Raw genomic sequence first — 17869 nt, 5'->3', positions numbered from 1 at the left:
CAAAGAGGCAGCCGCTGCTGCCTCTTTGCGGGTCTGCGTGGCGCCGGAACATCGGTCCGCTGGCGCCGCGCAAACGGGTGTTCGCAGGAGCGATTACTTCGCAGCCTTGCCCAGCTTGCTGCCGAACTTCTGGCGGAACTTCTCGACGCGGCCGGCGGTGTCCATGATCTTCTGGGTGCCGGTGTAGAACGGGTGCGATTCCGACGAGACTTCGATCTTGGCCAGCGGGTATTCCTTGCCGTCCCTCACGATCGTGTCGCGCGTCTGGATGGTCGAACGCGTGATGAAGCTGAAGTCGCTCGACATGTCCTGGAACACGACTTCGCGATAATTCGGGTGGATGCCTTCTTTCATGGTGATTCCTTTCTGGTTGGGTAGCCAGTCCGTTGCGCGCTGCCGGCCCATTGCCGCGGCGCGAGACGAACCACTTGCCGATTACGGGCAAACCGGGATTATGGCAGAAAAACAATGGCTTGGGGAAGCGCAACGGCAATTCCCCTCGGGCCGGCGAGCCGCGGATTTGACAGCTTACGCCGATGTGCCGGCCGGGTCCTGCCGGAAAAAAGTTGCCAGGCATTGATACACCACTGGCCAGTGACGTTTCAGGCCTGTCGGTTCGACAAAAAATGCCTCCGCCGTCACCGCGAAGAATTCGCTCGGTGCTTCGCAGCCGTACGGGTCGATCAGGCGCAAGGCCGGCGGCAGCCGTTCTGGGTGCTCCCAGGCCGTCGCAGGATACTGGTCCCAGGTTTCGGCGAAACGGTCGTACTCGCTCAGGAAGGTCTCCGCCCAGGCTTCGGCATCGACGCCGGGGTGCAATACCCGGGAGAACGGTGGAACGCCGTCGGGTTCGCCGTCGAGCATGTCCAGCTTATGGGCAAATTCATGGACCACCACGTTGTAGGTGTCGGCCGGCACATCGTGCTCGGTATCGAGGCCGCCGCCCGGCATCTCGACATCGGGCCAGGACAGGATGACCGGGCCGTGTTCCCACGCTTCACCGCTGGCCTCCTCGACGACGCCATGCACCAGCCCGATTTCGTCCTGCACCGTGCGCCGGATGACGAACTCGCCCGGATACAGCACGATGCCGTGCCAGCCTCGATACCACTCGATCCCGAGCCGCAGGATGGGCACGCAGGCCTGCACCGCGACGCTAACCACCATTTCGTCGGTCAGCGGCAGATCGTGCGCGGTGGAGTATTCCTTTTCGGCGATGAAGAGCGTGGCCAGTTCGCGCAGCGCGCGCCGGTCGTCCTCGGCGTAGCGCCGCACGAACGGCAGCGCCGCTACGGTGCGTTCCCACAGCGCATCGGGAATGGCGTAGTGCTCGAGCTTGCGGGCTTTCGAGCGGGTACGCAGGAATCGGGTCAGTTTGCCGAGCATGGTGCGGTGAGGAATAAAAGCCGGCCCTGGCAATGCGACAAAACAAAAAGGCGTGCCGCGGCACGCCTTTTTGTTCGGTGGGCGAAGATGCCGGAGGCTTAGCCGCCTCTGCGCATCATATCGAAAAACTCCACGTTGTTCTTCGTCGCCTTCATCTTGTCCATGATGAATTCCATGGCCTGGACTTCGTCCATGTCGGAGATGAACTTGCGCAGGATCCAGATCTTCTGGAGGATGTCCGGCTTGATCAGCAGTTCTTCGCGGCGCGTACCGGACTTGTTCAGGTTGATCGACGGATAGACGCGTTTTTCCGCAAGGCGGCGTTCCAGGTGCACTTCCATGTTGCCGGTGCCCTTGAACTCTTCGTAGATCACGTCGTCCATGCGGCTGCCGGTTTCGATCAGCGCGGTGGCGATGATGGTCAGCGAACCACCTTCTTCCAGGTTACGCGCGGCACCGAAGAAACGCTTCGGGCGTTGCAGCGCATTGGCGTCGACACCGCCGGTCAGCACCTTGCCCGAGGCCGGCACCACCGTGTTGTAGGCACGCGCCAGGCGGGTGATCGAGTCCAGCAGGATGACCACGTCGCGCTTCAGTTCGACCAGGCGCTTGGCCTTCTCGATCACCATTTCGGCGACCTGCACGTGGCGGATGGCCGGTTCGTCGAAGGTCGACGCCACCACTTCGCCGCGCACCGAGCGCTGCATTTCGGTCACTTCTTCCGGGCGCTCGTCGATCAGCAGCACAAACAGGTCCGCTTCCGGATGATTGTTGGCGATCGCGTGTGCAATGTGCTGCAGCATCACGGTCTTGCCAGACTTCGGTGATGCCACCAGCAGCGCGCGCTGGCCGCGGCCGATCGGCGCGATCATGTCGATGATGCGGCCGGTGATGTTCTCTTCGGCCTTGATGTCGCGTTCGAGCTGGAGCGGCCGGTTCGGATGCAGCGGCGTCAGGTTCTCGAACATGATGCGGTTCTTCACCGCCTCGGGCGCCTGGCCGTTGACCTTGTCGACCTTTACCAGGGCAAAGTAGCGCTCGCCGTCCTTGGGCGTGCGCACTTCGCCTTCGATCGAATCACCGGTATGCAGGTTGAAGCGGCGGATCTGCGACGGGCTGATGTAGATGTCATCCGTGCTGGCCAGGTACGAGGTTTCCGGCGAGCGCAGGAAACCGAATCCGTCCGGCAGAACTTCCAGCGTGCCGTCGCCGTAGATGGTTTCGCCCATCTTGGCGCGCTTCTTCAGGATCGCAAACATCAGTTCCTGTTTGCGCATCCGCTGTGCGTTGTCGATCTCGAGCGTTGCCGCCATTTCGAGAAGCGCAGACACGTGAAGCGATTTGAGTTCTGTCAGGTGCATAGACAAGGGGTACAGAAGCCCGGACGGGCGAGACCTAGAGGGAAGGGGGAAAGAAATGAGCGAACGCTCGGGGAAGTTGTTGGTGGCATCTTAGCACAATCCGACCGGCGCGCCAGGGGGTGGCGCACGCACATCGGATTGTGGGAAACCCGGAGCCCATGCCTGGGCTCCGGCGAGTCAACCGCTTACAGGTTGCCGTCGAGGAACGCCGTGAGTTGCGACTTGGACAGTGCGCCGACCTTCTGGGCCGCGACCGCACCATTCTTGAACAGGATCAGCGTCGGGATGCCTCGGATGCCGAACTTGGCCGGCACTTGCTGGTTCTCATCGACGTTGATCTTGGCGACCTGCAGCTTGTCGCCGTAGTCCTTGGCCACTTCGTCCAGGATCGGGGCGATCATCTTGCAGGGGCCGCACCATTCCGCCCAGAAGTCGAGCAGGACCGGCTTGTCGGACTGGAGGACGTCGGCGTCGAACGAGGCGTCGCTCACATACTTGATTTGTTCACTCATGGCGGAAAACCTCTGGTTTCGCTCTGTTTATGTCAATGGCTGGGAATGGCCGAACTGCTACCTTACACGAGAATCCCCGGATTCGCCTGACGGTACCTTCGGGGATTCTCCGCGACGGCGGCTGTTGCGCGCCCGGTTTCGTCGATATGTTACCAGTTTGCGGATTTTCAAGACGGCCCCCAAAAGAGCCCATCGGCAGTCTGGATAATCGACGGCGGTGCATATATTCTGCCTCGGATTTGCGAGGCGCATGAATGGTTGTTTCAATGGCGCCGAGAGATTTTCGCAATCGGCAATGTGGGCTATGCCGCACGTTGTCCATGACTCTGATTCGCTCCGCACGTGTGCCGGATGCGCCCGCCGGACGCGTAGAATAGAAGTACAGCACTTCCTGCGCGCCATGCGCCATTGACAAGGCCATCGACATGAATCCTGATTCCCGCAAGCCCACGCAGCCCGACGCCGAGCCGGCGTCTCCGGATGTGGAACACCTGAGCGACGCGCTGGATCACATCAGCAGCGCGGTCGAGACTGAGAGCATTGCCAGCGGCGCAGCCAAGGGGCTGGTGTACAGCATCATCGAGACCCTGGGCACGCTGGTCGGCGATCCGGACCTGCCCGAACACGCGCGCTCGGGCTATGAAGGCCTGCTCGAAACCGCGCGCGAGATCCGGGCGCGGCTGGAGGGCGGTTCGGATTGATCCGGCGCGGGGCTGCCCGCGCGATTTGCAGATCGCCCCGCGCGCTGACATTTCAGTGCGCGGGCAGCGGCCTTCGTTGTTCCCGCAATAGCCGTTGTTTCCTTCCCTTGTTTTCACCCTTTGCCTTCCGCAGTCCGCGTGACCCGCGGCACGCGCGCCCATGACACCACTCCGCTTTCGTCCCGGCCCGGATTTCCTCGACCAGGCGGCTGCGGCTGCCTGGCATTTTCTTGACCACTGCGGTGTGCCGGAAGCCGCCGCGCATGTGGCCGTGCCGACCGCGGCGCAGATTCCAGGCGTGCGCATGGCGCTCGATGCCGTGGCGCGCGCGGCCGGCCGGCCGCGGTTGCTGCCGCGCGTCGTGACGCTCGGCCACTGGCTGCTAGACCTGCCGCCAGATGGCACGCCGGTGCGCAGCCCCGCTGCGCGCCTGCTGGCCGTGCAGCAGGCGGTGCGCGCGCAGGACTGGCTGAGGCGCTCGTTCGGCGCGCAAACGGAATCCGCGGCGTGGGGCCTGGCGCAGACCCTCTTGTCGATCTGCGACGAACTCAATACGCGCTGGCTCGAAGACGTCGCCGTGAGCGATGGCGAAGCCATGGACGGCACCGATCGTGCATCGCTGCTGCAGGGCGCGCTGGAACGGACCTATGCGCATCTGACCGAGCGGATGCTCGGCGAGGAGGCGCGCATCGTGCTGGCGTTCTGGCAAGCGCTGTCAGGCCCGGACGATCCCATGCCATCGCGCCGGCGCGCGTTGCGGCAGCTTGCCCAGCAACTCGGCGGGCCGGTCGTGTGGATTGCCCCGACGCCGCCGACGCCGATCGAGTCCGCGTTCCTGAATGATGCTGCCGAGCTGGTGCCGGTGCTCGCGGTTGGCTACGATTGGTCCGGTGCCAACGAAGTCCAAAGCAACGACGAAGCCGCCGGTTGGTATGAGACGCTGGTTGCCCTGTGGCCCGAGGCACGGATCGCCACTGACGACGATGCGCCGCCATTCACGCAGGCCCTGCCCGTGTTGCCGGAAGCGCGGCCATCGATTCGCGTCATCGGCGCGGCCCGCTTCGAAGATGAAGCGGCCGCCGCGGCCGATCAGCTCGTGCAATGGCTCAACTCAGGCCGGCGCAACATTGCGTTGGTCGCGCACGATCGCGTCGTCGCAAGGCGCGTGCGGGCGTTGCTGGCCCGTGCGGGGGCACCCGTGCGCGATGAAACCGGCTGGAAGCTCTCTACCACGCGCGCGGCCGCGGCGCTGATGCGCTGGTTCGACCTGCTGGTGCGCGATGGCGACACTGCCGCGCTGCTCGATTTGCTGAAGAGTCCCTTTTGCCTGCCCGAGTTTCCGGATCGCGGCGCCGCTATCGCATTGATCGAGCGTCAGGTCCGGCGCGACGGTATCAGCGGCGGATGGGACCGGCTGCGCCACCTGTCCGGCGCGTTGCCATCCGTGTCGGCAGACGCCGACGATGCGGAAGTCCAGCGTGCGGAAGCGGTGCGCCGCAGCGCGGGTGACCTGCTTCTCGTGCTCGCCGATGAGGCGGCCCGTTGGCCGCGCGGCATTGCGCAGCATCCGTTGTCGACGTGGCTCGGTTGCCTGGAGGGCACGCTCGACGCGCTCGGCATGCGCGCCGCGCTCGCCGCGGAGGAGGCTGGCCGCCAGCTGCTTGACGCGCTGGCGCGGTTGCAAGAGCTGCCGTCCGACGAAACCAGTGCGCACGCCACGCTGTCCCAGGCGGAATTCCGCTCGATGCTGTCTGCGTTGCTGGAGTCGGTGGCGTACAAGGAGCCATCGGCCAACGGCGCGGCGCGGATCACGATCCTGCCGCTGAACGGCGCGCGCATGCGGCGCTTCGACGGGGTCGTGGTGGTGGGCTGCGACGACGCGCAGCTGCCGTCCAGCGCCGCGGAGCTGATGTTCTTCTCCAACCAGATGCGCCGCGAGCTGGAACTGGAAGACCGCGAAGCGCGTTTTGCGCAGCAGGCGCGCGACCTCGCGGAAGTCCTGCTGAACAACGACGACGTGGTGCTGACCTGGCAGCGCTTGGGCGGCCGCGGCGAACCCAAGCACGTGTCCGGCTGGATCGAGCGCCTGTCCGCATGCTGCGCGCGTGCGGGCGTGACGATTGAAGCGGCGATGGCGCCGCTCATCCACCAGACGTTCGCCGATACGCGCGGCATGCCCGCGCCGGCGGCACCGGAGCTGGTGCCTGCCCGCTGGAGCGCGCAGGCCTACAACATGCTGCGCCGCTGTCCCTACCAGTTTTTCGCCAGCCGCATGCTGGGACTGGCCGGGCTCGAAATCGTCAGCGACGACCTGGAGAAGCGCGATATCGGCGACCTGCTGCACCGCGTGCTGTTGCACTACCACCGCGAACTGCTGGCGCGGCGCGAACGCGACGAAGCGGTTCCGGAAGCGGCGCGTCTCGACCGTTTGCGCGAAATCTCCGACGACGTCTTCGGCGCGCTGATGGCCGAGGATGGCAATGCGATCGGCTACTACCGACGCTGGTGCGAAGTGCTGCCCTCCTATGTGTCCTGGCAGACCGCGCGCGAAGCGCAGGGATGGTTCTGGCGCAGCGGCGAGGTCGACGCGGGCGTGGACCTGCCCATGCCGGACGGCAAGCCGATCCGGCTGAACGGCCGCATCGACCGGCTCGACCAGGGACCCGATGGCACGCATGCCGTGCTCGACTACAAGACGCAGAGCGCCACGCGCCTCAAGCGCAAGACCAGCGAGGTCGAGGAGGATTGCCAGTTGCCGTTCTATGGCCTGCTGCGTGCCGATGCGGTCGGCGGCAGCTGGGTGGCGCTGGAGGGTGCGCGCGAAGGCGCCGCCGCGCCGCAGCGCGAAGTCGACCTGCCGGATTTCGACGCCGCCGTGGCGTGGCTGGAGCGGCAGATGCGCGACGACGTCATGCGCCTGCGCCAGGGCGCGCGGCTGCCGGCGTTCGGCGACGCGTCGGCCTGTACGTATTGCAGTGCCCGCGGCCTGTGCCGCAAGGGCTTCTGGGAATCCACCGCCGTGCCGGTGCTGACATCATGACAGTCCACGCCTACCTGCGCGACGGCCAACCCGTCAGCGAGCCCGATTTCACCCGCGCGGCCTGCGATCCCGCCAGCTCCGTGGTGGTGGAAGCCTGCGCCGGCAGCGGCAAGACCTGGCTGCTGGTGGCGCGCCTGGTGCGCCTGCTGCTGGCTGGCGCCGCGCCACACGAAGTCCTTGCCATCACGTTCACGCGCAAGGCGGCCGAGGAAATGCGCGAGCGCCTGCTGGAAGTGCTCGCACAGATGGCGCGCGACAGCGACGAGGCGGTGGTCGAGGCGCTGGTCATGCGCGGCATGTCGACGCAGGCCGCGCATGAAGCTCTGCCGCGTGCGCGGCGCCTGCATGCGCAGGTGCTGTCGGCGCCCGGACGCATGGCCATCGACACTTTTCACGGCTGGTTCGGCACGCTGCTGCGCGGCGCGCCGCTTGCCTCCGGCGTCGTGCCGGGCGCGTCCCTGCGCGAGGACTCGCTACGCATGAAGCGTGAAGCGTGGGCGCCGGTCTGGCGCTCGCTCGCGGCGCCGCGCTATGCCGAGCTGCGGCAGGCCTATGAGACGCTGGTGGATGCCGTCGGCGAGTTCCAGGCGCGTGGCCTGCTCGATGCCATGTTCCATGCACGCAGCGAGTGGTGGGCCATGCGCGAAGGCGGCGATCCCGCCCAGGCGCTGACCGATTGCCTTGGCGAAGATGCGCAGGGCGACGTCCTGGTGCCGGTGCTCAGTGACGAAACATGGCTCGAAATGTGCCAGTCGCTGGCGTCGCGGCTCGGCGCCGGCGGCAAGACCGAACAAACGCACGCGGGCCGGATCCAGGACGCGCTGATTGCCATCGGCAGCTGGCGCGAGGACGGAGCGGCCGCCGGCAAGCCGGCCGAGCACGCGTTCGGCCTGTTGCGCACGGCCTTCTTCACTGCTGCGGGCAGTCCGCGTTCGCTGCGCCGAACCAGCGCGCTGGTCAAGGCGGCCGGCGGGGAATCGCAGGCCGATGCGCTGGTGGCGCAGCACGGCGAGTTATGCGCGATGCTCGACGAGATCAGCGCGCGCCGCTGCGAGGCCGCGGTGCTTGCCGTCAATCTGGCGCTCTATCGCCTTGGTGACGCACTGCTGGAACGCTACCAGCAGTACAAGAGCGAGCAGCGCGCGATGGATTTCGCCGACCTCGAGTGGCAGGCCGCCTGCCTGATGGCCGAGGAGGAAACCGCCACCTACCTGCAGGTGCGCCTCGACGCGCGTTACCGCCACCTGCTGCTCGACGAATTCCAGGACACCAACCCGCTGCAGTGGCGCATCCTGCAGGGATGGCTGGCCGGCTATGCGGGCCTGGGCGAGCGGCCGACGGTGTTCCTGGTCGGCGATCCCAAGCAGTCGATCTACCGCTTCCGCCGCGCCGACGCGCGCCTGTTCGGTGCCGCAAGCGCGATGCTTCAGGCGGAATTCGGGGCCACGGTGCTGCGCACCAACCGCACCCGCCGCAACCGCACCGAAGTGCTGGCGTGGGTCAACGCCGTGTTCGATGCCGCGCGAGGCGAGGGCCGCTATCCGCTTTACGAGACGCAGACCACCGCGTTGCCGGAAGGCGGCGGCCCGGTCTGGCTGCTTCCACTGGTTGAACCGGAGGACAGCCGATCGGATGATGCACCTGCCGAAGAGGCAGACGCGTCTTCGGATGCGGCATCCGAAGCTGGCCATCGCGACACGCTGCTGCAGCCGCGGCGCCAGGAAGGCGATTCGCTGCGCCTGGAAGAGGGGCGGCGCGTCGCGGCATGGTTGCGCCATATCCACGACACGGTCCCGGTGCATGAGGGCAGCGCGCAGCGGCCGGCGCGCTGGAGCGATATGCACCTGCTGGTGCGGCGCAAGACCCATCTGGCGGACTACGAGCGCGCCCTGCGCGAGGCCGGCATCCCGTGCCTGAGCCCGCGCCGTGGCGGCCTGCTGGCCACGCTGGAGGCGCTGGACCTGTCTGCGTTGCTGGCGTTCCTGATGACGCCGGAGTCGGACCTGGACCTGGCCCACGTGCTCAAGAGCCCGCTGGTCGGTGCCACCGACGATGACCTGATCGCGCTGTCGCAACAGGAAGGTGAGGGCGGCTGGTGGGCGCGCATCGAGGCAGGCGGCGTGCCGGAGTCCTGCTCCGATGCCGTCCGCGAAGGCGTGGCAAGGCTGCGGCACTGGTTGCGGCTCGCGCCGCATCAGGCCGTGCACGACCTGATCGACCAGATTTTCCACGGCGGCGAAGTGCGGCGGCGTTATGCCGAAGCGGCGCCGCCGGATATCCGCGAGCAGGTGCTGGCCAACCTCGATGCGTTCCTGAAGCTGTCGCTCGACCTGGACGGCGGCCGCTATCCCAGCCTGCCAAAGTTCATCGACGAATTGCAGGAGATCCGGCGCGGCGACGAGCAGGAAAGCCCTGACGAGGGCGGCATGGCGGACGACGCCGAACCCGCCGACGAGGACCCCACGCAGGCGGGTCTCGATGCGGTGCATATCCTGACTGTCCACGCCGCCAAGGGGCTGGAGGCGCCGTTCGTCGTGCTGCTCGATGCGAACCACAGTGACCCGGCACCCGATCGTGGCGGCATCCTGATCGACTGGTCGCCGGAGTCGCGCGTGCCCCGGCATTTCTCCGCCTACGGCAAGCGCAGCGAGCGCGGGCTGGCCCGCGCGCCGCTGTTCGAGGCCGAAGCCGCGCTGGGCGAGCGCGAGAACTGGAACCTGCTATACGTCGCGATGACGCGCGCGCAACAGGGTTTGCTGGTCAGCGGCGTCAGGGGGCGGGCGAGCCGCAACGCCGAAGCCGAAGCGGGCAGCGAGATCGCGGGCAGCTGGTATGTGCGACTGCAAGCCGCCGGCGTGGCAGAGGCCGTGGCGGAGCGTCCGCCCACCGTGGCTGACAACCTGCCCGCTTCGCGCTTGAGTGAGCCTGTGCGTTTCACGGATTTCCGGCTGCGTTATCGCGATGCGGCGGACGTGGTGGCCTTTGATGATGATGCCGACGGCATGGGTGAGCTACTGCTTGAAACGTCGGCCGATGAATCCGAAGGCATCGTCTTCAATGCCGCCGCGGCCCGCCATGGCGAACTGATCCACGCACTGCTGGAGCGGATCACGCGCTATCCCGATGCGTTCGATGCCGTGCCGGACGTGCCGACCGTGCTGCGCTGGTTCCCGCTGGCGGGAGCCGGCTCGCCCGGCGCGCGGCAGGCGTGGCAGACTCAGGTTGAAGAGGCCGTCGGCGCGGTGCAGACAATGCTCGCGGCTCCGGCGCTGTCGCGGCTGCTGCAGCCTTTCGATGCGATGTCCGCGCGCAATGAGGTCGAACTCTACGACGCGCGGGGCAGGCTGCTGCGTATCGACCGGCTGGTGGAGTTCGAGGACAGGGTCGTCATCATCGACTACAAGCTGCGTCTGTTGCCGCAGGAACATGCCGCCTATCGTGCCCAGCTTATGCGCTATATGGCTGCAGTGGCGCCGATGTTCGCCGGCAAGCCGGTGGAGGCTGGCGTGGCCACGTCGAATGGCGAGTGGATTCCGGTCGAAGCGCTGTCCGCGCCGGCTATGGAGCCGGTGCAAGGCTCCTTGTTCTGAACGCCTGACGGGCCGCGTCCTGCTGTCTCGCCCGAATCGGCGCAGAATGCAGGAGGCGGCGCCCGGCATCTCGCTGTACTAAAGTGACGGAATGCGCTGCGTGGCCGGCTGCAACAAGTTGCCGGAAAAGCCTGGAGATACGTAGGGGATTTTTGCGGGACGGCCCATGTTCCGAACGGATGGCGGGAAGCGGGCGTCAGGCAGTAAAGCGGGGAGGAATGAGGTGGACGAGCCTGGCCCTCGGCACTGGTGGAAAACGGCTATGGCTGCTTCGTTCCCGACCTGACCAGGTTGACCGCGCCACCATGCGAGGAGGCCCGTCCGACCGCTATTGTAACCCAGAGTGGCGCACTGCGTTGAAATTGCATCAGGCTTGATTTGGGACAGGCGATATCCGCTGTCATGGCACGAGCATACCGGCTGCCCAATCCGGACACGAATAGTGAGCCAAGACATGAACGCAAATGACCAGATCCTCCGCGGCGCGCTGGCGCCGCAGGAAATCTCGACCGAAGTCCTGCTGGAAAAATACGCCAAGGGCGAAGAACAGAGCGTCACGGACGTGCGCGAGCGCGTGGCGCGCGCCTTGGCGCAGGTGGAGGCCGACGACCAGCGCGAAGCCTGGGCCGCGCGCTTCCTGTGGGCGCAGGAGAACGGCTTCGTGCCGGCCGGGCGCATCAATTCCGCTGCGGGCACAGGCATCCAGGCCACGCTGATCAATTGCTTCGTGCAGCCCGTCGGCGATTCCGTGTCGGAGCCGCGCGAGGGCCGGCCCAGCATCTACACCGCGGTCGCGCAGGCTGCCGAAACCATGCGGCGCGGCGGCGGCGTCGGCTATGACTTCTCAGCCATCCGCCCGGCCGGCGCGCTGGTGCGCGCCACGCATTCGCGCGCCTCGGGGCCGGTGTCCTTCATGAAGGTGTTCGATGCCTCATGCGCGACGGTCGAGTCGGCCGGCGCGCGGCGCGGCGCGCAGATGGGCGTGCTGCGCTGCGACCATCCGGATATCGAGAGCTTTATCCACGCCAAGGACAAGGGCGAACTGAGCAACTTCAATATCTCGATCGGGGTCACCGATGCGTTCATGCGCGCGGTGGAGGGCGACGACGAGGTGGAACTGATACACGAGGCCGAGCCCGGCGCCGACCTGATCGCCAGCGGCGCGTACCGTCGCGACGACGGCCAATGGGTCTACCGCCGCATGCCCGCGCGCCTGCTGTGGGACCAGGTCATGCACGCCACCTACGACCACGCCGAGCCGGGCATCCTGTTCCTGTCGCGCATCAACGCCGACAACAACCTCTATTACTGCGAGACCATCGAAGCGACCAATCCCTGCGCCGAGCAGCCGCTGCCGTCGTATGGCTGCTGCTGCCTGGGGTCGATCAACCTGACGGGCTTTGTGCGGAAGCCGTTCACGCCGGACAGCGAATTCGACTTCGATGCGTTCGCTGAGGTCGTCCGCGTGGCCACGCGCATGCTGGACAACGTGCTCGACGCTACGTTCTGGCCCTTGCCCGAGCAGCGGGCCGAGGCCCAGGCCAAGCGCCGCGTGGGCCTGGGGTTCCTGGGGCTTGGCAGTGCGCTAGTGATGCTCGGCCTGCGCTATGACAGCGAGCCGGCACGCGAAATTGCCGCCCGCATCGCCGAGCGCATGCGCGACGAAGCCTACCTGGCATCGACCGAACTGGCCGTGGAGAAGGGGGCGTTCCCGCTGTTCTATGCCGAGGCCTACCTGCAAAGCGGCTTCGCCAGCCGGCTGCCCCAGTCCGTGCGCGAGGCGATCGGGCGCAATGGACTGCGCAACTCGCACCTGCTGTCGATCGCGCCGACGGGGACGATCACGCTGGCGTTTGCCGACAACGCGTCGAACGGCATCGAGCCGGCGTTCTCGTGGACGTACAACCGCCGCAAGCGCATGCCGGACAACACCTACCGCGCCTACGAGGTGGCCGACCACGCATGGCGGCTCTACCGTCACACGGGTGCCGACATGGAGCAGTTGCCGGACGCGTTCGTGACGGCGCTGCAGATGTCGGCGCTAGACCATATGCGGATGCTGCAGGCCGTGCAGCCCTATATCGACACGAGCATCAGCAAGACCGTCAACGTGCCGGAGGACTATCCCTACGAGGCGTTCCGCAATCTGTATTTCGAGGCGTGGAAGGCGGGGCTGAAGGGGCTGGCGACCTACCGGCCGAACAGCGTGCTCGGTGCCGTGCTGTCCGTCAGCACGCCGGCGGCGGCGCCTGTCGCGGCGCCCGCGGCGGACGATCCGCTGGTGCGCCCGTTCGGCAGCCGCCCGGTCGGCGACCTGGAAGGTGTGACCTCCAAGCTCGACTACATGACCTACGAGGGCCACAAGACTGTCTACCTGACCGTGAACTTCATGCGGGTCAGCGGCATGCTCGATGGCAAACCGGTCGAGATCGAGCGGCCGATCGAGTTTTTCATGCCGGCCGGGCAGCGCAGCGAGGGGCAGCAGTGGATCACATCGACCATGCGCCTGCTGTCGATGGTGGCGCGCTCGGGCGGGTCGGTGGCCAAGTCGCTCGCCGACATGCGCAATGTCGTGTGGGACAAGGGCACGGTGCGCTATGGCACGCTGGTGCGGCAGGATGGCACGGAGGTGCCGCGCTTCCATGATTCGGAGGTCGCGGCCATCGGGTATGCGCTGCAGCGCATCCTGATCAAGCGCGGCTTCCTGGACGCCGAAGGTGGCCAGGTGCCGGTGGCCGGGCTGGCGGCGCGGCTGGCCAGGCGCGAGGGCGGCGCGGTCGCGGCGGAGAACGGGGAGGGCGCCACTGCTGCTGCCCCGGTCAATCCGGCCCTCGGCACGGGAAAACCTTGCCCGGAGTGCGGCGCGCACGCCCTGCACAAAGTGGACGGCTGTGCCAAGTGCGCCAACTGCGGATACGTGGGGGAATGCGGCTGACCGGGCCCGGCGCCAGCCCAGGCGGCGCCACGCCTGGCGGGCGGGCGGGTTGCCGCGGCGGCTGCCGTCGGCGCGCCGCCTTTTGCTACAATCGCCGCCATGAGTTATCAAGTTCTAGCGCGCAAATGGCGCCCCAGGGATTTCACCACGCTGGTCGGCCAGGAGCACGTGGTCCGCGCGCTCACGCACGCGCTGGAACAGCAACGGCTGCACCACGCCTACCTGTTCACCGGCACGCGCGGGGTCGGCAAGACCACGCTGTCCCGGATCCTGGCCAAGGCCCTGAACTGCACCGGCCCTGATGGCAACGGCGGCATCACGGCGCAGCCGTGCGGCCAGTGCAAGGCCTGCACGGAAATCGACAGCGGCCGCTTCGTCGACTATATCGAGATGGACGCGGCCTCCAACCGCGGCGTCGACGAAATGGCGCAGCTGCTGGACAAGGCGGTGTACGCGCCGACCGCGGGGCGCTTCAAGGTCTACATGATCGACGAAGTGCACATGCTGACCAACCACGCCTTCAACGCCATGCTGAAGACGCTGGAGGAACCGCCCGGCCACGTCAAGTTCATCCTGGCCACCACCGACCCGCAGAAGATCCCGGTCACGGTGCTGTCGCGCTGCCTGCAGTTCAACCTCAAGCAGATGCCGCCGGCGCAGATCGTGTCCCACCTGGACAACGTCCTGGCGCAGGAAGGCATCGGCCATGACGGCAACGCGCTGCGCCTGCTGGCCCAGGCGGCCCACGGCTCGATGCGCGACGCGCTGTCGCTGACCGACCAGGCCATTGCCTATAGCGCCGGCCAGGTCTCCGAGGAGGCCGTGCGCGGCATGCTGGGCGCGATCGACCAGGGTTACCTGGTACAGCTGCTCGATGCGCTGGCGGCCGAGGACGGCGCCGCGCTGATCGGTATCGCCGATGCCATGGCCGACCGCAGCCTGTCGTTCGCGGGGGCCCTGCAGGATCTCGGTTCCCTGCTGCACAAGATCGCGCTGGCGCAGGCGGTGCCGGCATCTGTGCAGGAAGAGTGGCCGGAAGCCGGCGACGTGCGCCGGCTGGCCGGCGTGTTCGATGCCCAGGAAGTCCAGCTGTTCTACCAGATTGCCAATCTCGGCCGCAACGAACTGGCGCTGGCGCCGGACGAGTACGCGGGTTTCACCATGACGCTGCTGCGCATGCTGGCCTTCCGCCCGTCGTCCAGTCCGGAGCCCCTGCCGGCGACGGCACCGGGGGTGGGTGGTGCCGCCACGCCGCGCGTGCGGTCCGCGGCAGCCGCGCAGGTTGCGGCGCCGATTGTCGCCGCTGAACCGGCAACCCGCTCCGTAGCGGCCGCCGCACCGCCGGCAGCCGCCCCCGTGGCGCAGGCGCCGGTAGCTGCAGCGCCGGCCATGCCGGATGCCCGTAGCGACGCGCCGATGTCGCCGGCACGGGCGGCTCTGGCCGCGGCACGCCAGGCATCTGCTGCTCGCGGCGGCAGTGGCGGTCGTGCACCAGTTGCGGCGCCGATGCCGATGCCGATGCCGACGCCGGCAGGCGGCGCTGCGCGCCAGCCGGCACAGCCGCTGCGCGCGCCCGCACCCACTACGGTGTCACGTTCCGCTCCCGCTCCCGCTCCTGCGCCCGCTGCAAGGCCTGCACCGGCTCGCAAGCCCGAGCCGGAACCGGAAAGCGTGCCACCGTGGGAAGCCTCCGGTGGCAGCGACATCCCGCCGTGGGAAGACCTGCCGCCTGACCTGCCAGCCTTTGGGCCGTATGACAGCGAGCCTGCGAGCCTGCCGCCGAAGGCGTCGGCTCCCGCGCGCCAGTCAAAGCCCGAAACCCCTGCGCCCGAGGCACCTCGCGCGCGGCCCGTCGCTGCAACGGTCGCGCCACGGCCGCCCGTCGCGGCGGAAGGCGGCACGCCGCCGGTCTTCACCGGCGCCTGGCCTGCACTGGCTGCCAGCCTGTCGATCAAGGGCCTGGCGCAGCAGCTGGCGTACCAGAGCGAATTGACCCAGGTGGTGGGCCGTACCTTCCACCTGCGCATCCCGGTCGCGGCCATCGGCGAGAATGGTGTCGCGGAACGCCTGCAGCAGGTGCTGTCCGACCATTTCGGCGTTGAAGTGCGTGTCCTGTGCGAAATCGGCGCGGTCACCGAAACGGCCGCCGCGGCCGATGCCCAGGCCCGCGCCGAGCGCCAGGCCGAGGCCGAGGCCAATATCGAGGCCGATCCGTTCGTGCAAGGCCTGCTGCGCGATTTTGGCGGCCAGATCGTGCCGGGCTCGATCCAGCCGCGCGTCGCCTGATTTTCCGGGCTGCGCGGGGCGCGGCCTTCCATCCGTTTACTATCGATTCCAGGAGCATTCCATCATGATGAAAGGTCAACTGGCCGGGCTGATGAAGCAAGCCCAGCAAATGCAGGAAAACATGAAGAAGATGCAGGAGCAACTGGCCCTGATCGAAGTCGAGGGCCAGTCCGGCGCCGGCCTCGTGAAGGTGCTCATGACCTGCAAGAACGACGTCAAGCGCGTCACCATCGATCCGAGCCTGCTGGCCGACGACAAGGACCTGCTGGAAGACCTGGTGGCCGCCGCGTTCAACGACGCCGTGCGCAAGGCCGAGGCAACCACGCAGGAAAAGATGGGCTCGATGACTTCGGGCCTGCCGCTGCCGCCGGGGTTCAAGCTGCCGTTCTGATCGATACGGCCGGCACGATGATGCGCACAATGTCCATGTCGACGATGGGAGGCCAGCCGTGAAGGCTTCGCCGCCGACCTCGCTGCAGGCGCTGATCGAGGCGCTGCGGGTGCTGCCCGGCGTGGGGCCGAAGTCCGCCCAGCGCATGGCCTACCACCTGCTGCAGCATGACCGCGAAGGCGCGCGCAAGCTGGGCGACGCCCTGCGCGGCGCGGCCGACCATATCCGCCATTGCGCGCGCTGCAATACCTTCACCGAGCAGGAAATCTGCGAGACCTGCCTGGACGACCGCCGCGACGGTTCGGTCCTGTGCGTGGTCGAAACGCCCGCCGACCAGGTCATGATCGAGCAGACGCTGACCTATCGCGGCAAGTATTTCGTGCTGATGGGCCGGCTCTCGCCGCTCGACGGCATCGGTCCCAAGGAAATCCATCTCGATCGCCTGCTGGCACGTGCCACCGATCCGGAAATGGGCGGTCCGGTCGACGAAGTCATCGTCGCCACCAACTTCACCAGCGAAGGCGAAGCGACCGCGCACTACATCGGCGAAATGCTCAAGGCGCGCGGGCTCAAGGTGTCGCGCCTGGCGCGCGGCGTGCCGGTGGGCGGTGAACTCGAGTACGTCGATGCCGGCACCATTGCCCGTGCGGTGATGGACCGGCGCAATCTCTGAGCCCTGGACTTCCGTCCGCCAACCCACTCCGCCAACGCCTGCAATGAACCTGGCCCGCTTCGATCTTGTCACGCTCGGCTTGTTCGTGGCCGTGGTCCGGCAGGGCAGCATTTCGGCGGGAGCCAGGCAGTCGCACCTGGCCGTGGCGGCCGCCAGCAAGCGGATCTCGGATCTGGAGGCAGCCGTGGGCGCGCCGCTGTTCTTTCGCCACGCTGCGGGTGTGCAGCTGACCGAGGCGGGGCAGGCCTGCTTCCACCACGCGCTGACCATCCTGCAGGACGTCGAGCGCATGGCCGGCGTGATGTCGGATTATGCGAGCGGCGTGCGCGGACAGGTGCGCGTCTGCTCCAACACCTCGGCCATCACGCAGTTCCTGCCGGATGACCTCGCGACCTTCATGCGGCTGCATCCGACCATCCGCATCGAACTGGAAGAGCAGAACAGCAGCGACATTGTCGCGGCGCTGGTCGAGAACCGCGCCGACGTCGGCATCTTTGCCGACCGCACGCCGAGCGCGGGCCTGGTAACCGTGGAGTATCGCCAGGACGAACTAGTCATGGTCACGCCGCCGGGCCACCCGCTTTCGGAGCGCGGGCCGGTGCGCTACGCCGATACGCTTGAATACGACTTCGTCAGCCTGCCGCAGGTGACCTCGCTGGCTGCGCGCCTGCTCGAGGAAAGCAGCCGGCTGGACCGCCCGTTCCGGCTGCGCATCCAGGTGCGCAGCTTCGACGCCATGTGCCGCATGGTGATGGCCGGGCTGGGCGTCGGCGTGCTGCCGCGCATCGCCGCCGAGCCGCATGTGAAGTCGATGGGCCTGTCGCTGGTCACGCTGCAGGATGCCTGGGCCAAGCGCTCGCTGCTGATCGGCATGCGCGATCCGGCCGGCCTGACGGTCTCTGCCCGGTTGCTGATTACGCACCTTTGCGGCGATCGCGCGCCGTTCTAGCCACCTCACGCAAGGCCGCGGCCTTTCGCATTCCGAGAAAGCCCG

At 67.2% G+C, this 17869-nt stretch carries 12 protein-coding genes and 1 other RNA gene; 8 read left to right on the top strand and 5 right to left on the bottom strand.

Annotated features, from left to right (window positions below; genetic code table 11):
• Positions 1-93 precede the first annotated feature (93 nt).
• The 4 genes from ACIGJB_RS10330 to trxA form a co-directional block, all read right to left on the bottom strand.
• On the bottom strand, positions 94-354 hold the full coding sequence (locus ACIGJB_RS10330; RefSeq protein WP_483708505.1) for a type B 50S ribosomal protein L31: 261 nt from the start codon (positions 352-354) through the stop codon (positions 94-96).
• Between the two features lie 174 nt (positions 355-528).
• Positions 529-1386, bottom strand: a complete 858-nt coding sequence (locus ACIGJB_RS10325) for a M90 family metallopeptidase (RefSeq protein WP_483729757.1) — start codon at positions 1384-1386, stop codon at positions 529-531.
• A gap of 98 nt (positions 1387-1484) precedes the next feature.
• Entirely contained in the window at positions 1485-2747 is a 1263-nt protein-coding gene (gene rho, locus ACIGJB_RS10320) for a transcription termination factor Rho (RefSeq protein ID WP_483708503.1), read from the bottom strand.
• Between the two features lie 185 nt (positions 2748-2932).
• The gene (gene trxA, locus ACIGJB_RS10315; protein ID WP_029046118.1) at positions 2933-3259 is read right to left on the bottom strand and encodes a thioredoxin TrxA; all 327 of its coding nucleotides are present in this window, start codon (positions 3257-3259) and stop codon (positions 2933-2935) included.
• Positions 3260-3684: 425 nt separating this feature from the next.
• Here trxA and ACIGJB_RS10310 point away from each other — a divergent pair, with 425 nt between their 5' ends.
• From ACIGJB_RS10310 to ACIGJB_RS10300, 3 genes are all read left to right on the top strand, one after another.
• Positions 3685-3960 carry a hypothetical protein gene (locus ACIGJB_RS10310; protein ID WP_483729756.1) on the top strand — a complete coding sequence of 92 codons (276 nt, stop codon included), beginning with the start codon at positions 3685-3687 and terminating at the stop codon, positions 3958-3960.
• A gap of 160 nt (positions 3961-4120) precedes the next feature.
• Positions 4121-7000 carry a PD-(D/E)XK nuclease family protein gene (locus ACIGJB_RS10305; protein ID WP_483729755.1) on the top strand — a complete coding sequence of 960 codons (2880 nt, stop codon included), beginning with the start codon at positions 4121-4123 and terminating at the stop codon, positions 6998-7000.
• Positions 6997-10590 carry a UvrD-helicase domain-containing protein gene (locus ACIGJB_RS10300; protein WP_483729754.1) on the top strand — a complete coding sequence of 1198 codons (3594 nt, stop codon included), beginning with the start codon at positions 6997-6999 and terminating at the stop codon, positions 10588-10590. Before ACIGJB_RS10305 ends, ACIGJB_RS10300 begins: the two co-directional genes overlap by 4 nt.
• 223 nt (positions 10591-10813) lie before the next feature.
• Here ACIGJB_RS10300 and ffs read toward each other — a convergent pair.
• Positions 10814-10912, bottom strand: an RNA gene (gene ffs, locus ACIGJB_RS10295) — signal recognition particle sRNA small type.
• Positions 10913-11044: 132 nt separating this feature from the next.
• Here ffs and ACIGJB_RS10290 point away from each other — a divergent pair.
• From ACIGJB_RS10290 to ACIGJB_RS10270, 5 genes are all read left to right on the top strand, one after another.
• Positions 11045-13525, top strand: coding sequence for an adenosylcobalamin-dependent ribonucleoside-diphosphate reductase (locus tag ACIGJB_RS10290; protein WP_483729753.1), 2481 nt, complete (start codon positions 11045-11047; stop codon positions 13523-13525).
• A 99-nt stretch (positions 13526-13624) separates the two neighbouring features.
• Positions 13625-15811, top strand: a complete 2187-nt coding sequence (locus ACIGJB_RS10285; RefSeq protein ID WP_483729752.1) for a DNA polymerase III subunit gamma/tau — start codon at positions 13625-13627, stop codon at positions 15809-15811.
• Between the two features lie 64 nt (positions 15812-15875).
• Positions 15876-16202, top strand: a complete 327-nt coding sequence (locus ACIGJB_RS10280; protein WP_092289733.1) for a YbaB/EbfC family nucleoid-associated protein — start codon at positions 15876-15878, stop codon at positions 16200-16202.
• Positions 16203-16260: 58 nt separating this feature from the next.
• Positions 16261-16875, top strand: a complete 615-nt coding sequence (gene recR / locus ACIGJB_RS10275; protein WP_483729751.1) for a recombination mediator RecR — start codon at positions 16261-16263, stop codon at positions 16873-16875.
• A 43-nt stretch (positions 16876-16918) separates the two neighbouring features.
• Positions 16919-17824, top strand: a complete 906-nt coding sequence (locus tag ACIGJB_RS10270; RefSeq protein WP_483708496.1) for a LysR family transcriptional regulator — start codon at positions 16919-16921, stop codon at positions 17822-17824.
• Positions 17825-17869: the final 45 nt, after the last annotated feature.

The organism is Cupriavidus sp. C2SS-8b, from assembly GCF_057073745.1.
This window is presented reverse-complemented; position numbering and strand designations above follow the sequence as displayed.